The organism is Desulfosediminicola sp., assembly GCF_048381775.1.
GTDB lineage: Bacteria > Desulfobacterota > Desulfobulbia > Desulfobulbales > Desulfocapsaceae > Desulfopila > Desulfopila ganghwensis.
Genome location: NZ_JBLXGE010000001.1, coordinates 342,843 through 363,768, shown reverse-complemented (window position 1 = coordinate 363,768; position 20,926 = coordinate 342,843). Strand labels below are relative to the sequence as shown.

The window sequence follows — 20,926 nt, the reverse complement described above, 5'->3', positions numbered from 1 at the left end:
CGTTCGGGAATGAAGCGATTGGCCCTCAGTTGCCTGCTGTCATAAAAGCCATAGGAACTCCATTCTACAGGCTATTAAAGCTCGGCGAGAGTCACATCGAGAGCTGCAAGGAGCTGGTCGATCTCCTCCCTGGTCACGGTCAGCGGCGGCACAAAACGCAGCGCCGTACCACCAGCGAAGTTTATAATAAAACCCTTTTCAAGCAAGGCGTTAACAATTGGCGTACCATGCTCTTTCCCTGTTTCGGTCAGCACCAGGCCAAGCATCATACCGCTGCCACGTACCTGGGTGACCAGCGCAGGATATTTCCCGACCATTTTGGCCAGCCCAGCCTGGAAATGCGTGCTGTTGGCATTCACCGCCGAAAAGAATGACTCCTCCAACATCACCGTCAGGGTTGCAACCGCCGCCGCGCAGGCGACAGGATTACCGCCGAAGGTTGAAGCGTGGGTTCCCGGCACCATTTTGGCCGCAAGTTTCTCAGTGGTCAACATAGCGCCAATGGGCATGCCGTTGCCAAGCCCCTTGGCGGAAGTCATGATATCCGGCACCACACCGAGCTGTTGGTACGCATAGAGAGAACCGGTACGCCCCACGCCTGTCTGCACTTCATCGAAGATCAGCAGCAAGCCACGTGCATCACAGAGGGCACGGATCGCTTTCAGGTACTCAACCTCAAGGGGGCGAACGCCGCTCTCGCCCTGGATCGGCTCACACATGATGGCACAGGTGGTGTCGTCGATCATCGCCTCAAGCGCTGCGAGATCACCAAAAGGCGCATGGCGAAAACCTTCCGGCATCGGCTCGAATCCCTGGTGGAACTTCGACTGGCCGGTTGCCGCAACCGCAGCAAGGGTACGCCCATGAAATGAACCTTCCAGGGTTATGATCCCGTACTTGCCTTCCGGACTGGCGATTCGTGCCAGTTTCATGGCAGCCTCGTTCGCCTCTGCACCGCTGTTGGCCATAAAGACCCTGTCGGCGAAAGTGTTGGCTACCAGCAACTCGGCAAGCTCAGTCTGCGGGCGGGTATAATAGAGATTGGAAACGTGGACCAGCTCTCCGGCCTGGCGGCAGATTGCCTCGGTAACACGGGGGTGGCAGTGTCCAAGCGCTGCCACGGCGATACCGCCGAGAAAATCAAGATACTCGCGACCGTCGGCATCGTAAAGCCGTGTCCCCTCACCCTTGACCATCGCCACAGGGTAGCGCGCATAGGTACCTACAAATACCTGATCGCCTTTTGCTTTCAACAGTTCATTTTGCGTTTCCATCAGTAAATCTCCGATCCTACACCCTCCCGGGTAAACATTTCGAGCAGGATGGAGTGTTCCAGCCTGCCGTCTACAATATACGTTTTCGACACCCCGCGTTTTAACGCGTCTTCACAACAGCGGACTTTAGGAATCATGCCGCCGGCTATGGTGCCGTCATCAATCAACCCTTCCAGCCTGCCCCGTTCGAGGGTCTGGATGAGGTTGCCTTCCTTGTCTTTTACGCCTGGAACATCGGTGAGCAAAATCAGCTTCTCGGCAGAGAGTTCACCGGCAATAGCACCAGCCACCAGATCAGCGTTGATGTTATATGCCTGCCCATCTTCACCAACTCCAACCGGAGCAATGACCGGGATAAAATCCCCCTGGTAGAGACTTTCGAGAACGCCGGCATTTATTTTCGTCACCTGGCCAACCCGCCCGAGATCAATCAGCTCCGGCGGCTTGTTCTCAAGCTCTTCCTTGTCACTTTTCGCGCACATTTTCAGCTTTTGGGCACAGACCAGGTCACCGTCGCGACCGGAGAGTCCCACCGCTTTACCGCCACAGTGGTTAATCAGGCCTACTATTTCCTTGTTGACCTTGCCCACCAGAACCATCTCGACCACATCCATAGTTTCGCCGTCAGTCACACGCATGCCCTGCACATAGCTCGGCTTGATATCGAGCTTGTCGAGAAAACGGTTGATCTGTGGCCCACCGCCGTGGACAATGACAGGGTTGATCCCTATCTGCTTGAGCAGAATGACATCGAGGGCGAACTGTTTTTTGAGATGCTCGTCCACCATGGCGTGTCCGCCATATTTGATTACCACCGTTTTGTGCCTGAACTCCTGCATATACGGCAACGACTCTATAAGGACCTTGGCCCTTTCAATACTTTCCTTCATTGGCTTATCCGCGGCTGCTGCTGGCAAAGCACATCAGCCTGTTGTTGAAATTCAGTGAAATAAACGGGTTGACGAGAGAAGATTCTTTAAAACAGGCAACCATTGTACAAATTCGCTCAGACCAAGTAAAGAATCTTCTCATGGGACCGTCCCCATGACCTTACAGCGTGTTATGTGCCACGCTCCCTGTAGAGAGCGAAGCCCCAATTTCACAGGATCGTTGAGGGGAGGCCCTTCAAAAGATAATCTTTAAAAGAACGAGACTCAACGGGAGGCAGTGAGGCGTAAGGAGCAAGGTGACAGGGGGAGCAGCTTGAAGCTGAAAAACTCCTCTCTACAAGCACATATGCATTATAATTGGGGGGCTAGGTCGCTGGCCAGTCTGTCACACCTCACCCAGCATCTCTATCTCATACCCCCTACAAGCTGAAGATCAGCAGTAACCAGAAAAAACGCTCTGTAACAACCACCCTTGAAAACCATATCTTTCACCCATGGTATCTGCCTGGAACTGATGGATGGATTATCCGGGCCAATTGAAAATTAAGGATTGGAGCCGGAGCGAATTTGCTTTAATACCAGATTGAGACAATTGTATTAAGATGTGTGAGTGAATCACTTCGACTGCCACCAGACAGCTTGTAACTTGTCGCAACAGAGGGTATACATTCTAGTTTTTCCCAACCATTATGTGAGAAATCTATTGATCGCGACCCGGGATATTGCAGCTAAAACACTATTGACGAACCAGCACATGCCCGGCTACACCAGCTAAAAAAATTATAATATTTCAATATCCGCCGTGCAATACGCATAGCTGTGCTTTACTTTTTTTATGCTATGCGCTAACATGGGCCTGGTAATTGCATAGGACACGTTCCGTAAAGGAGATTTTTGGAGAAATTCTATGATTAAGCGTTCCAGCATTATACGCATTCTAGCGGTATCACTGCTCATAACCTTGAGCCTCAGCGTGACAAGTTATGCTGAAAAGAAAGATCCCCCTATCCGGATCGAGGCTGACCGCATGTCCTCGCTTGAAAAGGAAAGCTCCGTGATTTTTATCGGAAATGTTGATGCGAGACAGGAAGATGTACGCATCCGTTCCGACAAGATGACCGTCTATTACACCCAGCAGGCCAAGAACAACAGTGGCGCACGGCTTGGTCAGAAGGTGGAAAAAATCCAGTCTGACGGCAATGTGGAAATTACCCGCGGCGATTGGCTGGGCACCTCCCAGAAGATGATCTACCAGGCTGCAGAGCGCAAGTTTCGCCTCATCGGCAGCGCCAAGGCCTGGCAGGGCGAAAACATGGTAAGCGGCGATGAAATCATCTATTACATCGATGAAGGCCGTTCTGAGGTTGTCGCCAAGCGTACTAAAGCCGTTGTGGGTGAAAACGGTGAAGGTAAAGACAAGAAGCCCGGCAGGGTCAATATGACCATTCTCGAACAGTAACAGCGACTACAACCCAAGGGCCGCGAAGCAGTATACGCAGCAATGCGGGTAGAAACTCAATTTCTTCCCAGCAAAAGGATACACCGGATAAACATGGCACTCCTTGAAACGCGAAACATCGTCAAAAAATATGGCAGCCGCACCGTAGTCAACGGGGTCAGTCTGCAGGTGAACACCGGAGTTGTGGTCGGCCTGCTCGGGCCGAACGGTGCCGGCAAGACCACCTCGTTTTACTCGATGGCCGGCTTCATCCGCCCCAACAGCGGCAATATCGTCTTAAACGGTGAAGTGATCACCCATCTGCCCATTCATAAACGGGCCCTCAAAGGTATCTCCTATCTGGCCCAGGAGCCTTCGGTGTTTAAAAAACTCACTGTCGAGGAAAATGTGCGCATTGTCCTCGAACCGTTGGGTTTAAGTAAAAACGAAATTAAAAATCGTATTGAAGAGTTGCTGGAAACCCTGAAGATAGGGTATCTTCGTAATAATCTTGGTCATGCACTCTCGGGTGGTGAGCGTCGCAGGGTTGAAATCATGCGGGCCCTTGCTACACGCCCCCAGTTCATCCTGCTCGATGAACCATTCGCCGGGATCGACCCATTGGCCGTAAATGATCTGCAAAAGCTCATCTACAGCCTCAAAGATCTGGGCCTCGGGGTACTGATCTCAGATCACAACGTCAGGGAAACGCTGCAGGTATGCGATTTTGCCTATATCATGAATGCCGGCCAGATCCTCACCAGCGGTGTCGCCAACGACATCATTGAAAGCGAAGTTGCAAGGAAAATGTACCTTGGCGAAAATTTCAGCATGTAGCACAGGCGGTTATTATGGCATTGGAACTCAGGCAACAGCTCAAGCTCGCCCAGAAACTGGTCATGACGCCACAACTGCGTCAAGCCATCAAACTTCTGCAGCTCAATAGGTTAGAGCTGGCCGGTGCCCTGCAGGCTGAACTCGAACAAAACCCAGCCCTTGAAGAAGATTTTTCCCAGAACGATACCATCGAGCTTCCCCCCGAACTGAAGGCATCCATAGAAGTCACCGAGCCAGGCAAGGAAAGTGACTTCACCGAAAAGCTTGGCGCAACAACCGAGAGCCTCGGCGAGGTAAACTGGGAGGACTACTCCAACAATTTCGACAGCAACTTTTCTTTTGCCAAAGAGACTCCACCTGCCGACGCGCCATCACAGTTTGACTTTATCAGCGAAAAGCCTGGTCTTTCTGCCTATCTCCAGTGGCAACTCGCTCACAGCGAGCTTGATGAGGCGGAAATGGACGTTGCCATCTTCATTATCGGCAATCTCAACCGCTACGGTTTTCTCGAAGTTGAAATCGAGGACATTATCGAAGCAGTGGGCAGCTACACCGACGAGGTCGAATATGTGCTTGAGCTTATTCAGGATCTTGACCCGCCAGGTATCGCAGCCCGCGACGTGAGCGAGTCACTGTACCTTCAGCTTGAACGAATGGGCAAAGGTGACAGCCTGGCCGCAATCATAGTCCGAGACTATCTGCACCTGCTTGAGGTTCGCAATTACAAAGAGTTGATGAAGGCCACCGGCAAAAAGCGTAACGACATCATACGTGCCATCGATTTTATCACCTCCGAGCTTACGCCGTACCCCGGTCTTCCATATACCAAGGAAGACACCAACTATATCGTTCCGGACGTCTATGTGGTGAAGGTGGATGGTGAATATGAGATCCGCCTGAATGACGATGACATGCCCAACCTCAAGCTTTCTGAAGAATACCTGGCGATGCTGGAAAACGGTGCCAAAAAGCTTGGAAAGGGGCAACGCAGCTACATCGTCGACAAGGTAAAGAATGCCGAATGGTTTATCAAGTCGCTCTACCAGCGACAACGCACCATTTACCGGGTTATGGAGTCGATCCTGAAGTTTCAGCATGATTTCTTTGAGCGTGGCCCGCAATATCTGAAGCCGCTTATCCTCCGTGATGTTGCCGAAGATATTGAGATGCACGAATCAACCATCAGCCGCGTTACCTCCAACAAGTACACCCACACCCCCCAGGGTATTTACGAGCTGAAATACTTCTTCTCCACCGCCATTCCCCGTGAAGGCCGGGAAGCACTGGCTGCCGAATCGATCAAGACCCGGATTCGCAAGATGATCCAGGAGGAAGATAAGGCCAAGCCCCTCAGCGATAATGCTATCGCAGAAAAGCTGGCCGACAATAATATCCAGCTCGCCCGCCGTACTGTCGCCAAATACCGCGAGCAGATGAAAATTTTGCCGGTGAAGCACCGTCGGCAGTCCAGGTAAAGTCTTATGAGCCTTCTCGAACGTGTCTACTCTTTTCATCAGGATATTCTTCGAGGGGCGTATCCCAACACCACCACCCTCGTCGAACAGTTTGAAATCTCCCGGGCAACCGCAAAAAGAGACATCAATTACCTGAGAGACAGACTGCTCGCACCGCTCGCCTTCGACCAGGCCAGAAACGGCTTTTACTACACAGAAGAGGGTTTCGCCCTGCCCTTCGGCCAGAGCCCCAAGATCACCCTGATGCTTGGCATACTCAACAAGTTTGCTGAAGAAGCGGGCCTGAGCGAACTTGAAGAAGTGCAGCAGTTGCAGAGTAAACTGTCATCCATGCTTTCCACCGATCACGCGACTCTGCTGCAGTCTCTTTACTGCGAGTGGATAGAGGTGGAGTCAATTGATACCAAGGTGTTCTCTGCCATTATCGAGGCAGTTGTGAACCGTAAAGCCATACACGTCAGCTATGCCGGTGCCGGAGCATCCGGAGCAGTCTCGAAGCGATGTGTCGAACCACAGCGTCTCTGCAATTACCAGGGGCGATGGTACCTGCTGGCCTTCTGTCGCATGCGCCAGGAACTTCGCATGTTTCATGTTGCACGTATCACCACTGCTGCACTGACCAGCGAGGCGATCTCCGTAATTGAAGATCTTGATAAAAACTATCTGTTGCCGTCATTTGGCATATTCAAAGGCGAAGCAACAGAAAACGCCGTTATCCACTTTACCGGCACGGCCGCAGACCTTATCAGACACCAGCACTGGCATGACAGTCAGCAAATAGAAAATATCGAAGGTGGAATTTCACTCCAGCTTCCCATAAGCGATTATCGTGAAATTACAATGAAAATACTGCAATACGGACCAATGGCCCGGGTCATCTCGCCAACCATGCTCAAAGAAAAGGTTGCTGGTGAAATCGCTGCCATGAGCAAGCTCTACCTCGACCCCGACACTCAATCCCTCCCGATATAGCCCTGCACTCACTCTCCATCCAAGACGCTTTCTTCAGCAAAAACGCACGCAATAGCTCGATACCATTAATATTCTGTTTGTTCTCACAGAAAGTTTGACAGCCGTTATTGCTGGTTGTTAGACTTACTGTATCAATGTGCCGGCCTGCCCTGCTCCAGGGCTACCGCAGCCATTGGATGCCCCGGAGACTTTTATGAAAAAAGCTCTCATACTGACCACACTGCTTTTCGCTGCCATAATTTCCGGAAGTCTCTGGAGAAGTCTGCGACACGAATGGGGCCAGAGTAAGCATACGCTTTCCCCGGAGACGATAGAGGCTCAGCTTATCGAAGGGTTTACAGTCACCGCTACCAGTATTAATGAGATCGCGCCTCTCACTGTAGATGAATACACCCGACTGGACGGCGCCACAGTAGGCCCAGGGGCCCGAATTACGTACCGCTATACGCTTACTGAGTTTGCATCAAAAGAGGTAGACCCCAACATAATCGCCTCAGAACTGATACCCGCTGTGAAAGAAAATGCCTGCAATAACGAGCAAATTAAAGCAACTCTGCTCTATGGCGGCGTATATATCTACGAATATTTTGGAAAAGATGATATACAGATTGGATCTTTTCAGATAGATAAACAAGTCTGCAAATGAGACAAAAACCCCACTTCCATATGGAAATCCACATTTATTTATCAAACCATCTTTCTGGCCTTCTGCAGTTCAATGGTCCACACTCACAAACCACCATCCCAAAACAATAATGAAAACTCCGCTCAATCCAAGCCGCGCGTTCACCAGGACTATAATGCTGGGATTACTCATCACCTTTCCCATGCTCAGTTCCTGCGCCAAGCTTGTAACCAACACCTTGATTGAACCAACAGTGGACAACATGCAGTATCAAACCGATCTCGACCTGGTCTGTGAAGGTTCGGCGGCATACCTGTTGATGATCGATTCAATGATCACCTCCAAGCCCGCAAACAAAGACCTGCTGCGGGTCGGCTCCCAGGCATACATCGGTTATCTCTCCGCTATTCCCGAATGCGCAATCTCCGGGGAACGGCTTGACACTGTTGCCGAAAAGGCTCGACAGTACGGCACTCGCCTGCTCGCAGAGCTGCTCCCAATGGAACCGGGTACTGATCCTGACACCTTCGACCAAAAGCTCGACCGGCTCGGAGAGTCAAGAGTACCTGACCTGTTCTGGGGAACGATGGCCTGGTTGAGCTGGATTCAGACCCAGCAGGGATCTCCAGCCTCGATGGCCGATCTGGTCACTGTTGAGAAGCTGATGGAACGTTTGCTGGAACTGGACGACGAGTACCAGTCAGGCGCGGTTCATGTTTTTTTTGGTGCATATGATGCGACCAAACCCGAAATGTTTGGAGGAGACCCCAAAAAGAGCAGAAGACACTTCGAGCGGGCTCTGCAAATTGGTGACCGCAGGTTCCTGCTGACCCAGACCACCTACGCTGAGACATACGCCCGCCAGAGTTTCAACCAGATCCTGCATGACCGGCTGCTCCAGGAGGTACTGGATTTCCCCCTGGACGAAGCGCCGGAATATGCGCTCAGCAACCAGATTGCCAAGAAAAAGGCAAGAAGACTCCTTGACGAGGATTTCTTTGCTGAATAGAACCAAAACATCGTAGTTTTAAATAGTTATTTGACCGGAGAATTACATGAGACTGCTCACAGTTGTATGTTTCACTATATTGATAGGGTTTGGCCTTACAGTTGACCATGCCCAGGCAAAAGCCAAACACCTCTTTAAAATTGCCAGCCTCGCCCCGGATGGATCAATCTGGGTAACCAAGTTTGAGGATTTTACCAAAGAAGTGAGCGAGAAGACCGGCGGTGAGGTGGGATTTCGGGTCTATCCCGGTGGTGTCATGGGCGACGATATGGCCATGTACCGCAAAATGCGCGTCGGCCAGCTGCAAGGCGGCGGCTTCACCATGACCGGCATGGCATCGGTGGTGCCTGACTTTACCGTTATGTCGGTACCGTTCCTGTTCAACTCCTATGCAGAGACGGACGCCGTCCGCACCAGCCTGATGCCGGACTTCAGGGAGGAGTTTGAAAAGAAAGGGCTTGAGCTCATCGCCATGACCGAAGTGGGCTTTATCTATACCATGTCCACCAAACCTATTACCACGGTCAGCGAACTCCAGCAGTCGACCAGCTGGATTCCTTCAGGTGACCCGCTTGCTTCTGCTTTTCTGAACAGCCTTGATATTACCCCGGTCCAACTGACTATTCCAGACGTGCTTTCCTCGCTGCAGACAGGCCTTATCGACACCGTCTACAACTCCCTGTACGGCTCAATCGTGTTGCAGTGGTTTACCAAGGCCAGATATGTGACTGATGCACCGTTCGCCTACGCCTATGGCTGTTTTCTGCTTGATAAGAAAAAATTCGATAAATTACCCAAAGAGTATCAGGACATAATCCAGGAATCCGCCGACAGGCATTTTTCCGACCTGATTGATGCGACCAGGAAATCCAACTCAGATTCACGCTCAGTGATGAGCTCCAGGGGTGTGAAATTTGTCGAGGTCGAGCCTGAAACCTTGCAAAGCCTCAAGAACCAGCACAACCTGATCATCGACCAGCTGAAAGATAACTCCTTTTCAGACAGAATTTACCAGAAGACCCTGAAAGTGCTGTCTGACTACAGGGCGAACCAATAAGAAATCAATCGTGACCCCCACTGAACCCGATCCACAGGCATCCCAGCCCGAAAGGCAGAGTCGATTTCTCAAATATACGCATCACTTCGAGGAACTTGTACTCTGCCTTTTACTCTCTTCAATGATTCTGCTGGCCTGCCTGCAGATACTCCTGCGCTCTGTGTTTTCCAGCGGTCTTGTCTGGGCCGACCCGCTATTGCGTTACCTGGTCCTCTGGAGCGGCCTGCTGGGTGCTGTCCTGGCGACCTCCCGGGGAGAACATATTGCTATTGACCTGGCAGAGCATATCGTGCCACTCAAGCTGCAACCGTTGGTCAAGGTGCTCTGCAATCTCTTTTGTGCTGTCACATCCGGTTTTCTTACCTGGGCAGCCTTTCTTTTCATCCAAAGCGAGATCGAATACGGCAGTCCTTCACTTTTCGGACTGCCAAGCTGGTACTTGAACGTAATCTTCCCTCTGGCATTCGGCTTAATCTGCCTTCGATATACCCTGCTCTTCTGCTCATCCGTGGTTGCCTTGTTTCGACCTGGGAAGGTATCGAACCTGAGTAAAGCAGATCAACCACGACTATAGGGAGCAGCCCACTCAATGAACGTACTCAAGATCATCTCGTTTTCGCTCGCCATTCTCGGTGCACCACTGTTCCTCGTTATCTCGGCTCTGGCCCTTATCGCCTTTCACAGTGTCGATATCAACCTTTCAGTAGTGGTGATCGAAATGTCACGGCTGGCGGAGACACCGCTGCTGCTCTCCCTGCCCCTGTTCATTTTCGCCGGTACCCTGCTCTCCGAGAGCCGTGCCCCTGAGCGCATCCTGATGCTTTCCCGCGTATTTCTGGGCTGGCTACCCGGCGGTCTTGCGGTTGTCTCGCTCGCTGTCTGTGCCGTTTTTACCGCTTTTACAGGTGCATCCGGTGTAACGATCTTCGCTCTTGGCGGCTTACTGCTGCCTGCACTGGTAAAGGATGGCTATAACGAACGCTTCTCCATGGGCCTCATCACGTCGTCAGGCAGTCTTGGCCTGCTCTTTCCACCGAGTCTGCCTATTATCATCTATGGCGTGGTGTCAGAGACCCGGATTGACCATCTCTTCCTGGCCGGCATCCTCCCCGGCCTGCTCATGCTGGTTCTGCTCATGACCTACTCGGTCTACAAGGGACCAAAGCACAACAAGAGCCAGAGTTTTTCCCGTAAAGAGGCGCTGCATGTGCTGCGTACTGCCGCCTGGGAACTGCCCCTGCCCTTTATAATTCTTGGCGGAATTTACGGCGGATTCTTTGTAGCCAGTGAAGCTGCAGCAGTCACCTGCCTTTACGTGCTGATTGTGGAGGTGCTCATTTACCGCGATATCACCGTCAAAGAGTTGCCGCGCATCATGGCAAAGTCGATGGTGCTGTTCGGCGGCATCCTGGTTATTCTCGCCGCCTCCATGGCCTCCACCAACTACCTGATAGACCAGGAGGTCCCGAATAGAATTTTCGAATTCATAAGCGGTTACATCGACAGTAAATATACCTTCCTGCTGCTGCTCAATGTGTTCCTGCTGGTTGTGGGGGCAATGCTCGATATCTTCTCGGCACTGGTACTGGTGGTGCCGCTGATTCTGCCCATCGCCGAAGCATATGGTATAGACCCGATCCATCTGGGCATTATCTTTCTCACCAACCTGCAGATCGGCTACTGCACTCCACCTGTCGGCCTGAATCTTTTTCTCGCCTCGTACCGCTTCGACAAACCCATCGTCGAACTGTACCGCTCGACCATGCCTTTCCTGGGGCTGTTGCTGATAACCCTGGTGATCATCACTTATTTCCCGTGGCTCAGTAGTGTGCTGATCGAGATATTCGGCTGACCCGGATTTTTCATGAACATTGGGTCAAAATAGAAAACAAAAAAGCCCGGTGCATTATAAAATGCACCGGGCTTTTTACTTTTTTTCGAGACCGTCCGTCCGGGTTGTTATTCACCCATGATGCCGACATAGGGAAGGTTTCGGTATTTCTGGGCATAATCGAGCCCATAACCAACAACGAACTCATTGGGGATATCCATGCCGCAGAAGTCGATATCTACCTCCACCTTTCTGCACTCTGGCTTGCTCAGGAAGGTGCAGATTGAGAGAGAGCGCGGCTTGCGGTTCTCCAGCATGCGAATGACCTTGCTGAAAGTGTTGCCAGTATCGACAATATCTTCCACCAACAGCACATCACGATTCTCAATGGACGTATCAAGATCCATTATGATCTTCACATCACCACTGGACACCGTTCCATCGCCATAACTGGACACCGTCAGGAAGTCCACCACCAGCGGCAACTTGACATGACGAACCAGGTCCGCCATGAAAATAAACGAGCCACGAAGCAGGCCCACTACAACCAGCTCACGCTCTGAATCTTTATAACGCTCAGTAACTTCAGCGCCAAGACGCTGCACGATTTCCTGAATCTGCTCTTCTGAGACAAGTACATCTTTAATTCCAGTTTCCGGCATACGTCCTCCATGGATATCATGCCACGATTTTATCGAGGTTATTTCAGGCTATTTCAAAATATATACTGTGAATTCACAAGCGCCCTGTCTACCACGATCAGCTGTTTTTTCAAGGACAGAATAGACAACTGTAATATATTCGGACAATTAGGGGGGCTGCAGAAACCGGTGACCCGATTAGAAAATAACAGGTTTGCTTTTTTTCAATTCATCCAGGGGGTAATAACTGTTTCGCCAATAAATCCCGGAGTCCCTGGTTACCAGCACCATGGCTCTGAGGACAATATAGATACTCAGAAACGGTGAAATCAGACCACCAAGGGCGACTCCCGGCCCCATGTTATACATTCCCGCTGTAACAAGCAGCCCGATAATACGGGTGAGGACGGCAGCCGTGAAAACCAGTTGCACCACTCCGGAAGTAAAGAAAATGGCCGCAACAGGCAACAGGGTGCCAACGAAGATCATGACCGCAACAACTACAGCCAGCCAGGCCCGATAGTGAAGTACAGAAAAGACATTCTTCATTAAACCATCGACCATAGCCTTTACCGAAGGGTACCAGCAAACCATGACCTGTTGGCGGCCAAGCATACAAAGTTGCCTGAAACCATGCGCTTTCAACTCCTTGCCGAGCATGAGATCATCAATCGGCTGCATGCGAATCCGGCTATGCCCGCCCACAGCGCGATAGGCGGTGGAGCGTACCATATTGAACGCACCCACTCCAAAGCCAAAGCTGCTTGACCTATCACCTGCTTTCCACGGCTTGAACATCGCCAGCAGGCCGCAGGCCGAATCGAGAATTAAGGCGTTGAGCAGCCAATTGCCGCCAATATGCTGGAAAATTAAACTCAGATGATCAATCTTACGGGACTCCAACACCTGCACGGCCCTGGCGATGGTTGTCGGCTCCATTTCAACATCGGCATCAGTGAACAGCAGTATTTCCCCACTGGCCTTTTCTGCACCAACCTGCAACGCATTGGCCTTACCCAGCCAGCCATCCGGAAGGTCGGTTATCTCCAACAACTCGAAGTCACGCCTGCACTCCTTTTGAATTTCCCTTACAATTTCAGCGGTCCTGTCGGTTGAGCGATCATTAACCACGATAATCTCGAGGTTTTGATATTGCTGGGCCAGCAAGCGTTTCAAGGCCGGCCTGATCGTTTCAGCCTCATTACATGCCGGCACAATAACCGAAACCTTTGGAGCCGATAAAGAGTTGTAATTTTTCAACAGAACCATCCGGTGCAGCTGTTCCATTGTCCTCAGCCCCAGTGTGATGTGGACGAAGGTGAACAGCTGCACCAGAAATATGGCACAAGCGAGTATTAAAAGCAGGGACATGCTGAGTCTCCCGGTTAGAGTAAGGAGTTAGGTGACAGGAGGGTTGCGCAGAGCCATAAAGCGACGATTACAATTAAAGGTCTTTATCTATCACCTGTCTCAAAATTTACCTGTCGCTCTATCACTCCTACCTTGAAAGCGAAGAGTGATTGTTCGAGTTATTGACTCAAACATATCAGCTACTCTCTTTTTCTCATATACCTTCTGGCCCGGATCAAGGTTTGTTTCATTTTTCCCCGCACTATGCCAAATGAAACGCCGCCGCCTTCATTGCCGGGTACGCATCGGGCTGCATTGCTGTTTTTGCAGGTAATTCAGCAGGTTCACTCTTTATCAGCCGGGCGAAAACCACATAACGCTGGTTGGTTCCCGGCTCAATGGCATCGAACGGGTAGCAGGTAATCATGGTCAGCCACGGCTCCTCCGGTCTCTCCAGATACAAACCAACCGCCTCTTCAACCCTTGCCGACAGAACCTCGAAGCGGTACTGCTCAGCCCTCATTGAGTCCATTACCACCACATCGCCTTCTTTCAGCTCCTGCAGGAACGCGAAGCTGGTATCCCGGTGACCTGATAAAATACAATTGCCCCCACTCCCCGGCAAACTGCTGGCAGTGAGCCGGCCGGGGCCAAAAGCCAGCACTTCGCCACTGTCTCCCTCCAGAACGATGTGATCGACTCCCAGCCGCTCGACCTTGAGCCGCGCCACTGGCCAGCTGTCCGCCCAGGGCCACGGTTTCACGGCAACCCCGGTACGTACTGTTTCCTCCCAGGCATGCTGTAACATCTTCTGGGCAAGCAGTGCCTTGGCTCTCAGCCACATCCCATCGCATATCAATAAACCTCCGCCCACCAGGAGCAGATAGGTTGTAACCTGCAGAATCATTTTACCCATATCCTCCTCCGAATGATGTGCACTCCCGCGGCAATCAGCATCAACAGGAAACCGACCAGCAGGTGCAGGTTTGAAGCAGTACCTGTTTTTGCACTTCCCGCAAAAACAGCGTCACCATTCTGGTTACCGGCGAATTGAAAGGTTCTCGGTGCCGGAGTTGGTACAGCTTCTTTTTTCAGCACCTCATGCCGGGGACGTGAGATCTCTTTATCCACTGCCACCAGGCTGGTGTACTTTGAGACCAGATGGTGCTCGAGAGCTGTTTCGAGAATTGCCTGCCTGACCTCATTTTCATCTTTTCCCAGCGCAAGCGATTCCATCTCGTCGGCGATCTTCTTTCTGGCCCAGAGGGTAGCAATTCCTGCCCTGCCTGCCCCCCTGCTCACATCGATCACATACTGCCACCGTTCTCCAAGCCGGGTTCCGGAAACCCGTATCTTTTTCCAGTCACTATCCATACGCATCGCCACCTGCAGCGGTTCACCAAGGTAGAGATCAGGCACTGGATGCGGGTAACTCAGAAACTCAACGGCTTCAACGGAATTACCTTTTTCATCCAGCGGTTCTATGGTGATATTGGTTAATACCGGGTTTTCAAGCCTTATGAACAACTCGTCGATGCGCTGGCCGACCTCACCGAGATTGCCGATATAGGTGTAGCTCCCGCGCCCGATTTTAGCCGCCCGGGTCATGAAGTGGCTGTTCGGTGCTGAACCGATGCCCACAGTGAAAAGACGCGACCTACCCAGCTCTGAATTGATCAGCGCAAACAGTTCAGACTCATTGCCGATGGCTCCATCTGTCATAAAGATCACCTGGCGAACCCGATCTCCCCTGCCAGCCGAATCGCCAACGTTCAATGCCATTTCCAGGGCAGGTTTCATCTCGGTGCCGCCATCGGCCCGCAGAGTGTTCAGGTACTCTTTGGCAATGGTGATATTACCGGAGTTTGCTGCCACTGAATCAGTGAAAAGCTTTCTGGCCGTATTGTTAAAGCTGATGATGTTAAAGCGGTCTTTGGGCTGCAGCTTATCCAGGGCCCTGGCGAGTGCCACTTTAGCCTGGCGGATTGGAGGCCCGGACATCGACCCCGAAACATCAAGGATATAGACCGCTTCACGTGGAACATGTCTGGTCTCACCGGCTGATTTCAGGTTTTCGGGCGGCATCAGCATCAACAGCATAAAGCTGTTCTCGTCACCCTCCGGCCTTTCTGTCAACAGCGCAGCAGTCGCATCCGCGGCTTTTGCCGGTTGCCACTCGAGCACAAAGTCATGATCAGCAAAAACGATTCCGGTAAATGAGAGCATATGACGATTTTCGGCCAACTCGACATCGTACATCTCATGGTAAAGACTCTCCACCCGGGAGAGAGGGAAGCCGCTTGCAAGATCTACCTCCAGCTCAACAGTCGGGATAAACTCCTGTTGCCGTTCCACACCTGCCACAACCATTGGCGGGGTGATCTCAAGAGCGTCCGGCACCTGATCTGTATTGACCGCCCAGCCTTCTTCTGAAAAACCGATTTCTGAAGCCTCTTCCCGGTTCACAGGTTTGCCGGGGATGTAACGGGGAGTCATGGCCATTGGAAACCTGATGGAGAAAGTCTGGTCACGATACTGCACTGTCTGCTGGTATTCTATTTCAATCACAATCTTCTCACCCGGGCCGATATTGGCCAGCCGGGTGGTGAAGATATTCGGTCTGTTCTGAGCCAAAAGCGAGGTTTTTCGTCCCTCACCTTTCGCTTTTTCATAGATTTTGCGGGCCTGCTCCTTCTCCTTTATTTCGCCAACGACCTCTCGTTCTCCGATTACCATTTTCAAATGGTCAACAGCACTCTCCGCCGGCAATGGAAAGACATAAACACCCTCCACCCAGTCAGGGCTGTTGTTGACGAACTCCTGAATCACCGTCACCCTTGAGGCAACACCGCTGATACTGATTATCACCTTTTGGCTCAGTTTCAGTGCCGAGACTACATTGCCATCCTGCCCCGGCACCAGGAGCTTTCCCTCGCTGATTTCCTCCAGATTGAACTCGCTCCCCTGCCCCTCATGTGATTCGGCAGACCGCGCCTCCCCGGCGTAGAGAAAGCCACTGCCAAGCAGGATCAGCCCAATCAATACGGTATACACCAGCAACATCAGATTGCCCGGGTCTGTTACCGCGTTTTCAATCTCTTTTTGTGTCAGTGTCGGTCCTTTTCTTTTCATTTCATTGCTCCTTGCTCGCGCTTTTTTCCCGGTCTGGGTGGCTGCCTATGTCGGCCGCTTCAATTTTTCATGCTGACACTGAACACAGAAAAAGTGATAGAGAGCTGAAGCAATCGTGACATATGGAGAAGGAAAAATGACAGATTATGACAAATGGATCTTAATCTGGCTAAAAAGTAGAAAACTCGTTAGTTTCCATCATAAAACAAAGCATTTGACCAATCTCAGCGTTGCATATCAATTTTTTATCCAGAAAAGAGGGAAGTCCATGGCGTTAACCATCGCACTCGTAGAAGACGACAATATGCTCAGGGCCAACTATACCCAGGCACTGGAACGTGAAGGCTACCAGGTGGTTAGTTACGCGAGCAGACCAGAGGCGGAAGCCGCCTTCAACAGTCAGCTCCCGGACATGGCCATCCTGGATGTAATGCTGCATGACGAGAAGGAAGGGGGCTTCGAACTCTGCAGGCAGCTCCGCCAGCTCTCCCCCACAATTCCCATCATCTTCCTCACCGCCCGAGATTCAGATCTGGACCGGGTTTCCGGACTTAGGCTCGGGGCCTGGGATTATCTGACCAAAAACACCACCACCCTCGATTTTCTGCCGGTACGGATTTCATCACTTTTCAAAATGGTTGACTCACTGCAATCAACTATGAACGTGCAGGAGTCGGTGGTGCAGACCGGTGAACTGCGCATCGTTGAAGAGCGCAAACAGGTATTCTGGAGAGATCAGCAACTGAACCTCACCCTCACCGAATACTGGTTGCTGCTGTCGCTCGCCAGACGCCCCGGGCACGTGAAGTCCCACGACCAGCTGATGGAAGCCGCCAATGTGGTTGTCACCAACAACGCAATTACCGCCCATATTCGCCGCATCCGCGATAAATTCCAGGAGGTCGATGGCGATTTCGATGCCATTCGCACGGAGTATGGCATGGGGTATCGCTGGCAGGTATAGCTGATTTTCCCTGAGCGTTGTTCCAAACCGGGAGAGTGCTCATCTGACGCTCTGGCTGGTCCCTGCAGAACCATTTTCACACCATTATCGAGATCATCATGCGCTTTTCGTTGCGGATCAAACTGACTTTAGTGGCTTTATTGCTGCTCATCATTCCCCTGATCGGTTTTCGCTTTTCCGAGATCATTACCCGTGATCTGGTGGAAAGCCGGGAGGAGACATTGCTCTTTTCCGCGCGTTCGGTGGCCTCCGCTCTCGCCGGTCGTACCGGCCTGCTGGATCAAGAGCTGTTTCACTCGCTGAACCAGAGCCGCGATCTCTATCTCTTCCAGCTCACCAACCCCATCCGCCTCAATGGCAAGAGCGATGACTGGATGCCTCAACTGCTTGAGGCTGAAGCATTTGCCGAAGAGCATCTGCTTCGCTCTACGGTCCCCTATCGCTATGATTCACTGCACTTCAAACATATGCTCGGCGTTCGCGGCGAATACGTCTATGCCATCTTTATTGTCACCGATGACAAGGTCATCTACAGGCCTCCGCACTCTCTGGGTATCGCCAGGGCCGACCATTTGCAGATAGGCATTGAAGATCAAAACGGAAAACTTCACCGCTATGTGGTTTCCACCACCAAACCAGGCTGGGTGAACGGCTACCTGATGCCGGAAAACCCCGCCGACTCCCTGCCGATAAAACTCGAACGCCGAATCCAGGGTGTGTGGGCCGAAACGCTTGATGGCTACGTGATAGAGTTGCGTATCCCCCGCGACCTTATCGGTGACCGGTTCGCCTTCGCAATCGCCGACGTGGATGATCCGGTAAGCCGCGAAGTAACCACCCTGATCGGTACCGCAAACCCGGAGAGCCCTGAAAAGCTCGGTTGGCTTCTCTCTCCCTCGAAAACCATTGAATCAATCCTGAGCTCCCTCGACCGCCCTCAATCGCGCATCCTTATCGTGGATAGCAACCAGCGGGTACGTGCCAGTCACGGCAACCTCAACCCTGAAGCTGAACAACCCGACATTAAAAACAGCAACCTGATAGGCAGGGTGAGTGATGGTATCTTCGCCGTACTCGAGCCACTCTATAAACTCTTCACCACCCCATTCACCGACGAATTCAAGACGCCGGTGGCAATGCCTACCACTCTCGATATCAGCGGGGTAAAAGAGGCGCTGCAGGGAAAAGAGAGCATCAGCAGATACCGGATCGCCGAAGGTCAGGTTGAAATAATGGCTGCCATTGCACCACTCACCGAAGACCGGAAAATAGTCGGTGCGGTCGTGGTGGAACAAACCACAAACTCCATCCTGGCGCTCCAGAACAAAGTCATCGAAGAGTCGCTCAGCTTTTCCATTCTGGCATTTTGTATCGGCGGATTCGGCCTGCTCTTTTTCGCCTCGCGGCTCTCTTCCAGAATCAGGCTTCTTAGAAACCAGGCGGCCGATGCCATTACCGATACCGGGCAGATCAACAACACTCTCCAGCCAAGCCGTGCCCGTGATGAAATAGGTGATCTCTCCCGTACCCTCAACTCAATGCTCCACCAGCTCAAAGAGCAGAGCGACTACCGGGAAACCATGGCCGATAACCTTGAGCACGAGATGCGTACGCCACTTGCCGGTATCTCGGCTTCTTTGAAAAACATCAGTGGTGAAATCGAAAACCCGCCGGAGAGGATACGCAATTACCTGGAATGGGCCCTAAGTGACGTAATGCGGCTGGAGCAGCTGCTCGGTGCCATTCGTGATGCCACCAGCCTGCAGGAGGCCCTCAATCGTGATACCCACGAGGTATTCAACCTCCATCAGGGGATGCAGGTCTGGCTTGAGCACAGCTGGCGACCGGCTTTTCCTGAGACTGAATTTGTCTACCAGCATCATGGCCAGGATATTATGGTTCTCGGTGACCCGGGGCATATCAGGCAGCTCCTCGACAAACTCATCGAAAACGGGGTGAGCTTTCACGCCGAGGGAACGGCAATTGAGATCGGGTTGGGCCTGAGTATCAGCGAAAAAGAGGTCATTCTCACCGTTGCCAATCAAGGACCCACCATAGCCGAAGAGATGCGGGGTCAGATCTTTAACACCATGGTATCACGCCGGGCCAAGAGCGATACCAAGCCACATCTGGGACTTGGCCTCTATGTAGCCCGCACAATTACGGTGCATCACGGAGGAACGATCAGTGTGAATAACCTGACGGATGGTCGTACGGGCGTAGTGTTCACCATCCAACTGCCACTGGTACAATAACGGTGCGCGAAGCCCTGCAGCTGCAGAGCTTCGTGCCCACAGGTAACGCATATCAACTTCTGCCGGCCGGGAGGCTATCGAGCTCCATCATCTTTTTCCTTCAGGAACATTCAGGATCTTTCATGAAATATTCTTGTCATGGTGGCGAAAAGTGTCTGCTGGAGCACTTCAGCTTTTCTGCTTTGAAGACAAACGATTGAAAGTGGCAGATACATCTCCTGCTCTGCCCAGACGGTCAAGCCCGACGCCTCGTCTTCGGCCGACGCCCTTTGAAGAAGATCACGCTCCAGCATCATGGACAGTCCAGCCCCCGCCTGTATCATGGTGCGGATAACGGTCTCCTTATCCACCAGGGCGACTTGCTGTGGTTGTATATTATTTGTTTTGAAGAAGTTTTCAGCCAGCTGGTGAAACGGACAATCATCCGGAGTCATTATCCAGGGCAGTTCACCAAGCCCGGCCGCCCCACTCTTCGACATCTTCTCCCGCCACCGACCCGGGCCCGCCACCACCACCCGAAACCTCGCCAGCTCAACCGCAAACAACCTGTCTGAAACAACCGGCCCATAGACAAAGGCGCAATCCAGAACACCTTTTTCCAGCCGCTCAGGAACCTCGGCGGACATCGCCTGCAGGATATGCATAGTAACCTGTGAGTGGTTCCTGGCCATTTCATCAAATAATTCAGGAATATAAAGAGATTCGGGCTCAGTGTTTATACCGATTCTGAGATCTCCCCGGACACTGCCGCGCATCAGTTCGGCTGCTCTGGCCATACCGGTAGCCGCCTCGAGCACCTGCTCGGCATGAGCCTGCAACGCCCGGCCATCCTGGGTGAGGATCATCCCTTTCGGAGTTCTGAGAAACAGATTCACCCCGAGTTCATCCTCAAGCGCTTTTATATGCCCGCTCACTGTTGGCTGACTTGCATGAAGACGCCGCGCAGCCCTGGTCAAATGCTCCTCCCCGGCCACCATTACGAATGTTTTCAGCTGATAGAGTTCCATAAAATATGAGGGTTGATTTTGAACATAAGGTAGCACAGCTCAAGCGACCGCATCTGCCACTTCTGCCTTTCAATTTCACACAAATATAATCGATTTTCTCTTTTTGATCTGATCAAGTTATCCGAAGCTCCCCATTCAAAACTCCAATGAGCTACTTCAACTCATCTCA

General features: G+C 51.9%; 18 protein-coding genes. 11 read left to right on the top strand and 7 right to left on the bottom strand.

Annotated elements, in window-relative coordinates:
* Positions 1-74: 74 nt before the first annotated feature.
* Positions 75-1,274, bottom strand: a complete 1,200-nt coding sequence (locus ACN5NT_RS01595) for an acetylornithine transaminase (protein ID WP_419174227.1) — start codon at positions 1,272-1,274, stop codon at positions 75-77.
* On the bottom strand, positions 1,274-2,164 hold the full coding sequence (gene argB, locus ACN5NT_RS01590; protein WP_136796054.1) for an acetylglutamate kinase: 891 nt from the start codon (positions 2,162-2,164) through the stop codon (positions 1,274-1,276). Before argB ends, ACN5NT_RS01595 begins: the two co-directional genes overlap by 1 nt.
* A gap of 907 nt (positions 2,165-3,071) precedes the next feature.
* Between argB and lptA the strand changes: the two genes are divergently transcribed.
* The 9 genes from lptA (at position 3,072) to ACN5NT_RS01545 (ending at position 11,429) form a co-directional block, all read left to right on the top strand.
* Positions 3,072-3,623: a lipopolysaccharide transport periplasmic protein LptA gene (lptA, locus tag ACN5NT_RS01585; protein WP_419174226.1), complete on the top strand. Its 552-nt coding sequence runs from the start codon at positions 3,072-3,074 to the stop codon at positions 3,621-3,623.
* Positions 3,624-3,716: 93 nt separating this feature from the next.
* The gene (gene lptB, locus ACN5NT_RS01580; protein WP_136796056.1) at positions 3,717-4,439 is read left to right on the top strand and encodes an LPS export ABC transporter ATP-binding protein; all 723 of its coding nucleotides are present in this window, start codon (positions 3,717-3,719) and stop codon (positions 4,437-4,439) included.
* A gap of 14 nt (positions 4,440-4,453) precedes the next feature.
* Positions 4,454-5,914, top strand: coding sequence for an RNA polymerase factor sigma-54 (gene rpoN, locus ACN5NT_RS01575; RefSeq protein WP_419174225.1), 1,461 nt, complete (start codon positions 4,454-4,456; stop codon positions 5,912-5,914).
* A gap of 6 nt (positions 5,915-5,920) precedes the next feature.
* Complete coding sequence (locus ACN5NT_RS01570) at positions 5,921-6,886, top strand: helix-turn-helix transcriptional regulator (protein WP_419174224.1); 966 nt, start codon at positions 5,921-5,923, stop codon at positions 6,884-6,886.
* Positions 6,887-7,079: 193 nt separating this feature from the next.
* Positions 7,080-7,532: a hypothetical protein gene (locus ACN5NT_RS01565; RefSeq protein ID WP_419174223.1), complete on the top strand. Its 453-nt coding sequence runs from the start codon at positions 7,080-7,082 to the stop codon at positions 7,530-7,532.
* A gap of 154 nt (positions 7,533-7,686) precedes the next feature.
* Positions 7,687-8,520 (top strand): TRAP transporter TatT component family protein, encoded by an 834-nt coding sequence (locus ACN5NT_RS01560; RefSeq protein ID WP_419174222.1) that lies wholly within the window; start codon positions 7,687-7,689, stop codon positions 8,518-8,520.
* Between the two features lie 46 nt (positions 8,521-8,566).
* The gene (gene dctP / locus ACN5NT_RS01555) at positions 8,567-9,577 is read left to right on the top strand and encodes a TRAP transporter substrate-binding protein DctP (protein ID WP_419174221.1); all 1,011 of its coding nucleotides are present in this window, start codon (positions 8,567-8,569) and stop codon (positions 9,575-9,577) included.
* 10 nt (positions 9,578-9,587) lie between these two features.
* Positions 9,588-10,151, top strand: coding sequence for a TRAP transporter small permease (locus ACN5NT_RS01550; RefSeq protein WP_419174220.1), 564 nt, complete (start codon positions 9,588-9,590; stop codon positions 10,149-10,151).
* A 15-nt stretch (positions 10,152-10,166) separates the two neighbouring features.
* A complete protein-coding gene (locus ACN5NT_RS01545) occupies positions 10,167-11,429 on the top strand; it encodes a TRAP transporter large permease (RefSeq protein ID WP_419174219.1) in 1,263 nt (420 codons plus the stop codon).
* Positions 11,430-11,536: 107 nt separating this feature from the next.
* Here ACN5NT_RS01545 and hpt read toward each other — a convergent pair whose 3' ends face one another.
* The 4 genes from hpt to ACN5NT_RS01525 form a co-directional block, all read right to left on the bottom strand.
* Complete coding sequence (gene hpt, locus ACN5NT_RS01540; RefSeq protein WP_136796064.1) at positions 11,537-12,070, bottom strand: hypoxanthine phosphoribosyltransferase; 534 nt, start codon at positions 12,068-12,070, stop codon at positions 11,537-11,539.
* Positions 12,071-12,247: 177 nt separating this feature from the next.
* Positions 12,248-13,420, bottom strand: a complete 1,173-nt coding sequence (locus ACN5NT_RS01535) for a glycosyltransferase (RefSeq protein ID WP_419174218.1) — start codon at positions 13,418-13,420, stop codon at positions 12,248-12,250.
* A 241-nt stretch (positions 13,421-13,661) separates the two neighbouring features.
* Complete coding sequence (locus ACN5NT_RS01530) at positions 13,662-14,315, bottom strand: class GN sortase (protein WP_419174217.1); 654 nt, start codon at positions 14,313-14,315, stop codon at positions 13,662-13,664.
* Entirely contained in the window at positions 14,303-16,531 is a 2,229-nt protein-coding gene (locus ACN5NT_RS01525) for a marine proteobacterial sortase target protein (RefSeq protein WP_419174216.1), read from the bottom strand. Before ACN5NT_RS01525 ends, ACN5NT_RS01530 begins: the two co-directional genes overlap by 13 nt.
* 268 nt (positions 16,532-16,799) lie before the next feature.
* Here ACN5NT_RS01525 and ACN5NT_RS01520 point away from each other — a divergent pair, with 268 nt between their 5' ends.
* Both ACN5NT_RS01520 and ACN5NT_RS01515 read left to right on the top strand, forming a co-directional pair.
* The gene (locus ACN5NT_RS01520) at positions 16,800-17,495 is read left to right on the top strand and encodes a response regulator (RefSeq protein WP_419174215.1); all 696 of its coding nucleotides are present in this window, start codon (positions 16,800-16,802) and stop codon (positions 17,493-17,495) included.
* 98 nt (positions 17,496-17,593) lie between these two features.
* Positions 17,594-19,750 (top strand): ATP-binding protein, encoded by a 2,157-nt coding sequence (locus tag ACN5NT_RS01515; RefSeq protein WP_419174214.1) that lies wholly within the window; start codon positions 17,594-17,596, stop codon positions 19,748-19,750.
* 110 nt (positions 19,751-19,860) lie between these two features.
* On the opposite strand, the gene ACN5NT_RS01510 is transcribed toward ACN5NT_RS01515, so the two are convergent.
* Entirely contained in the window at positions 19,861-20,757 is an 897-nt protein-coding gene (locus tag ACN5NT_RS01510; RefSeq protein ID WP_419174213.1) for a LysR family transcriptional regulator, read from the bottom strand.
* Positions 20,758-20,926: the final 169 nt, after the last annotated feature.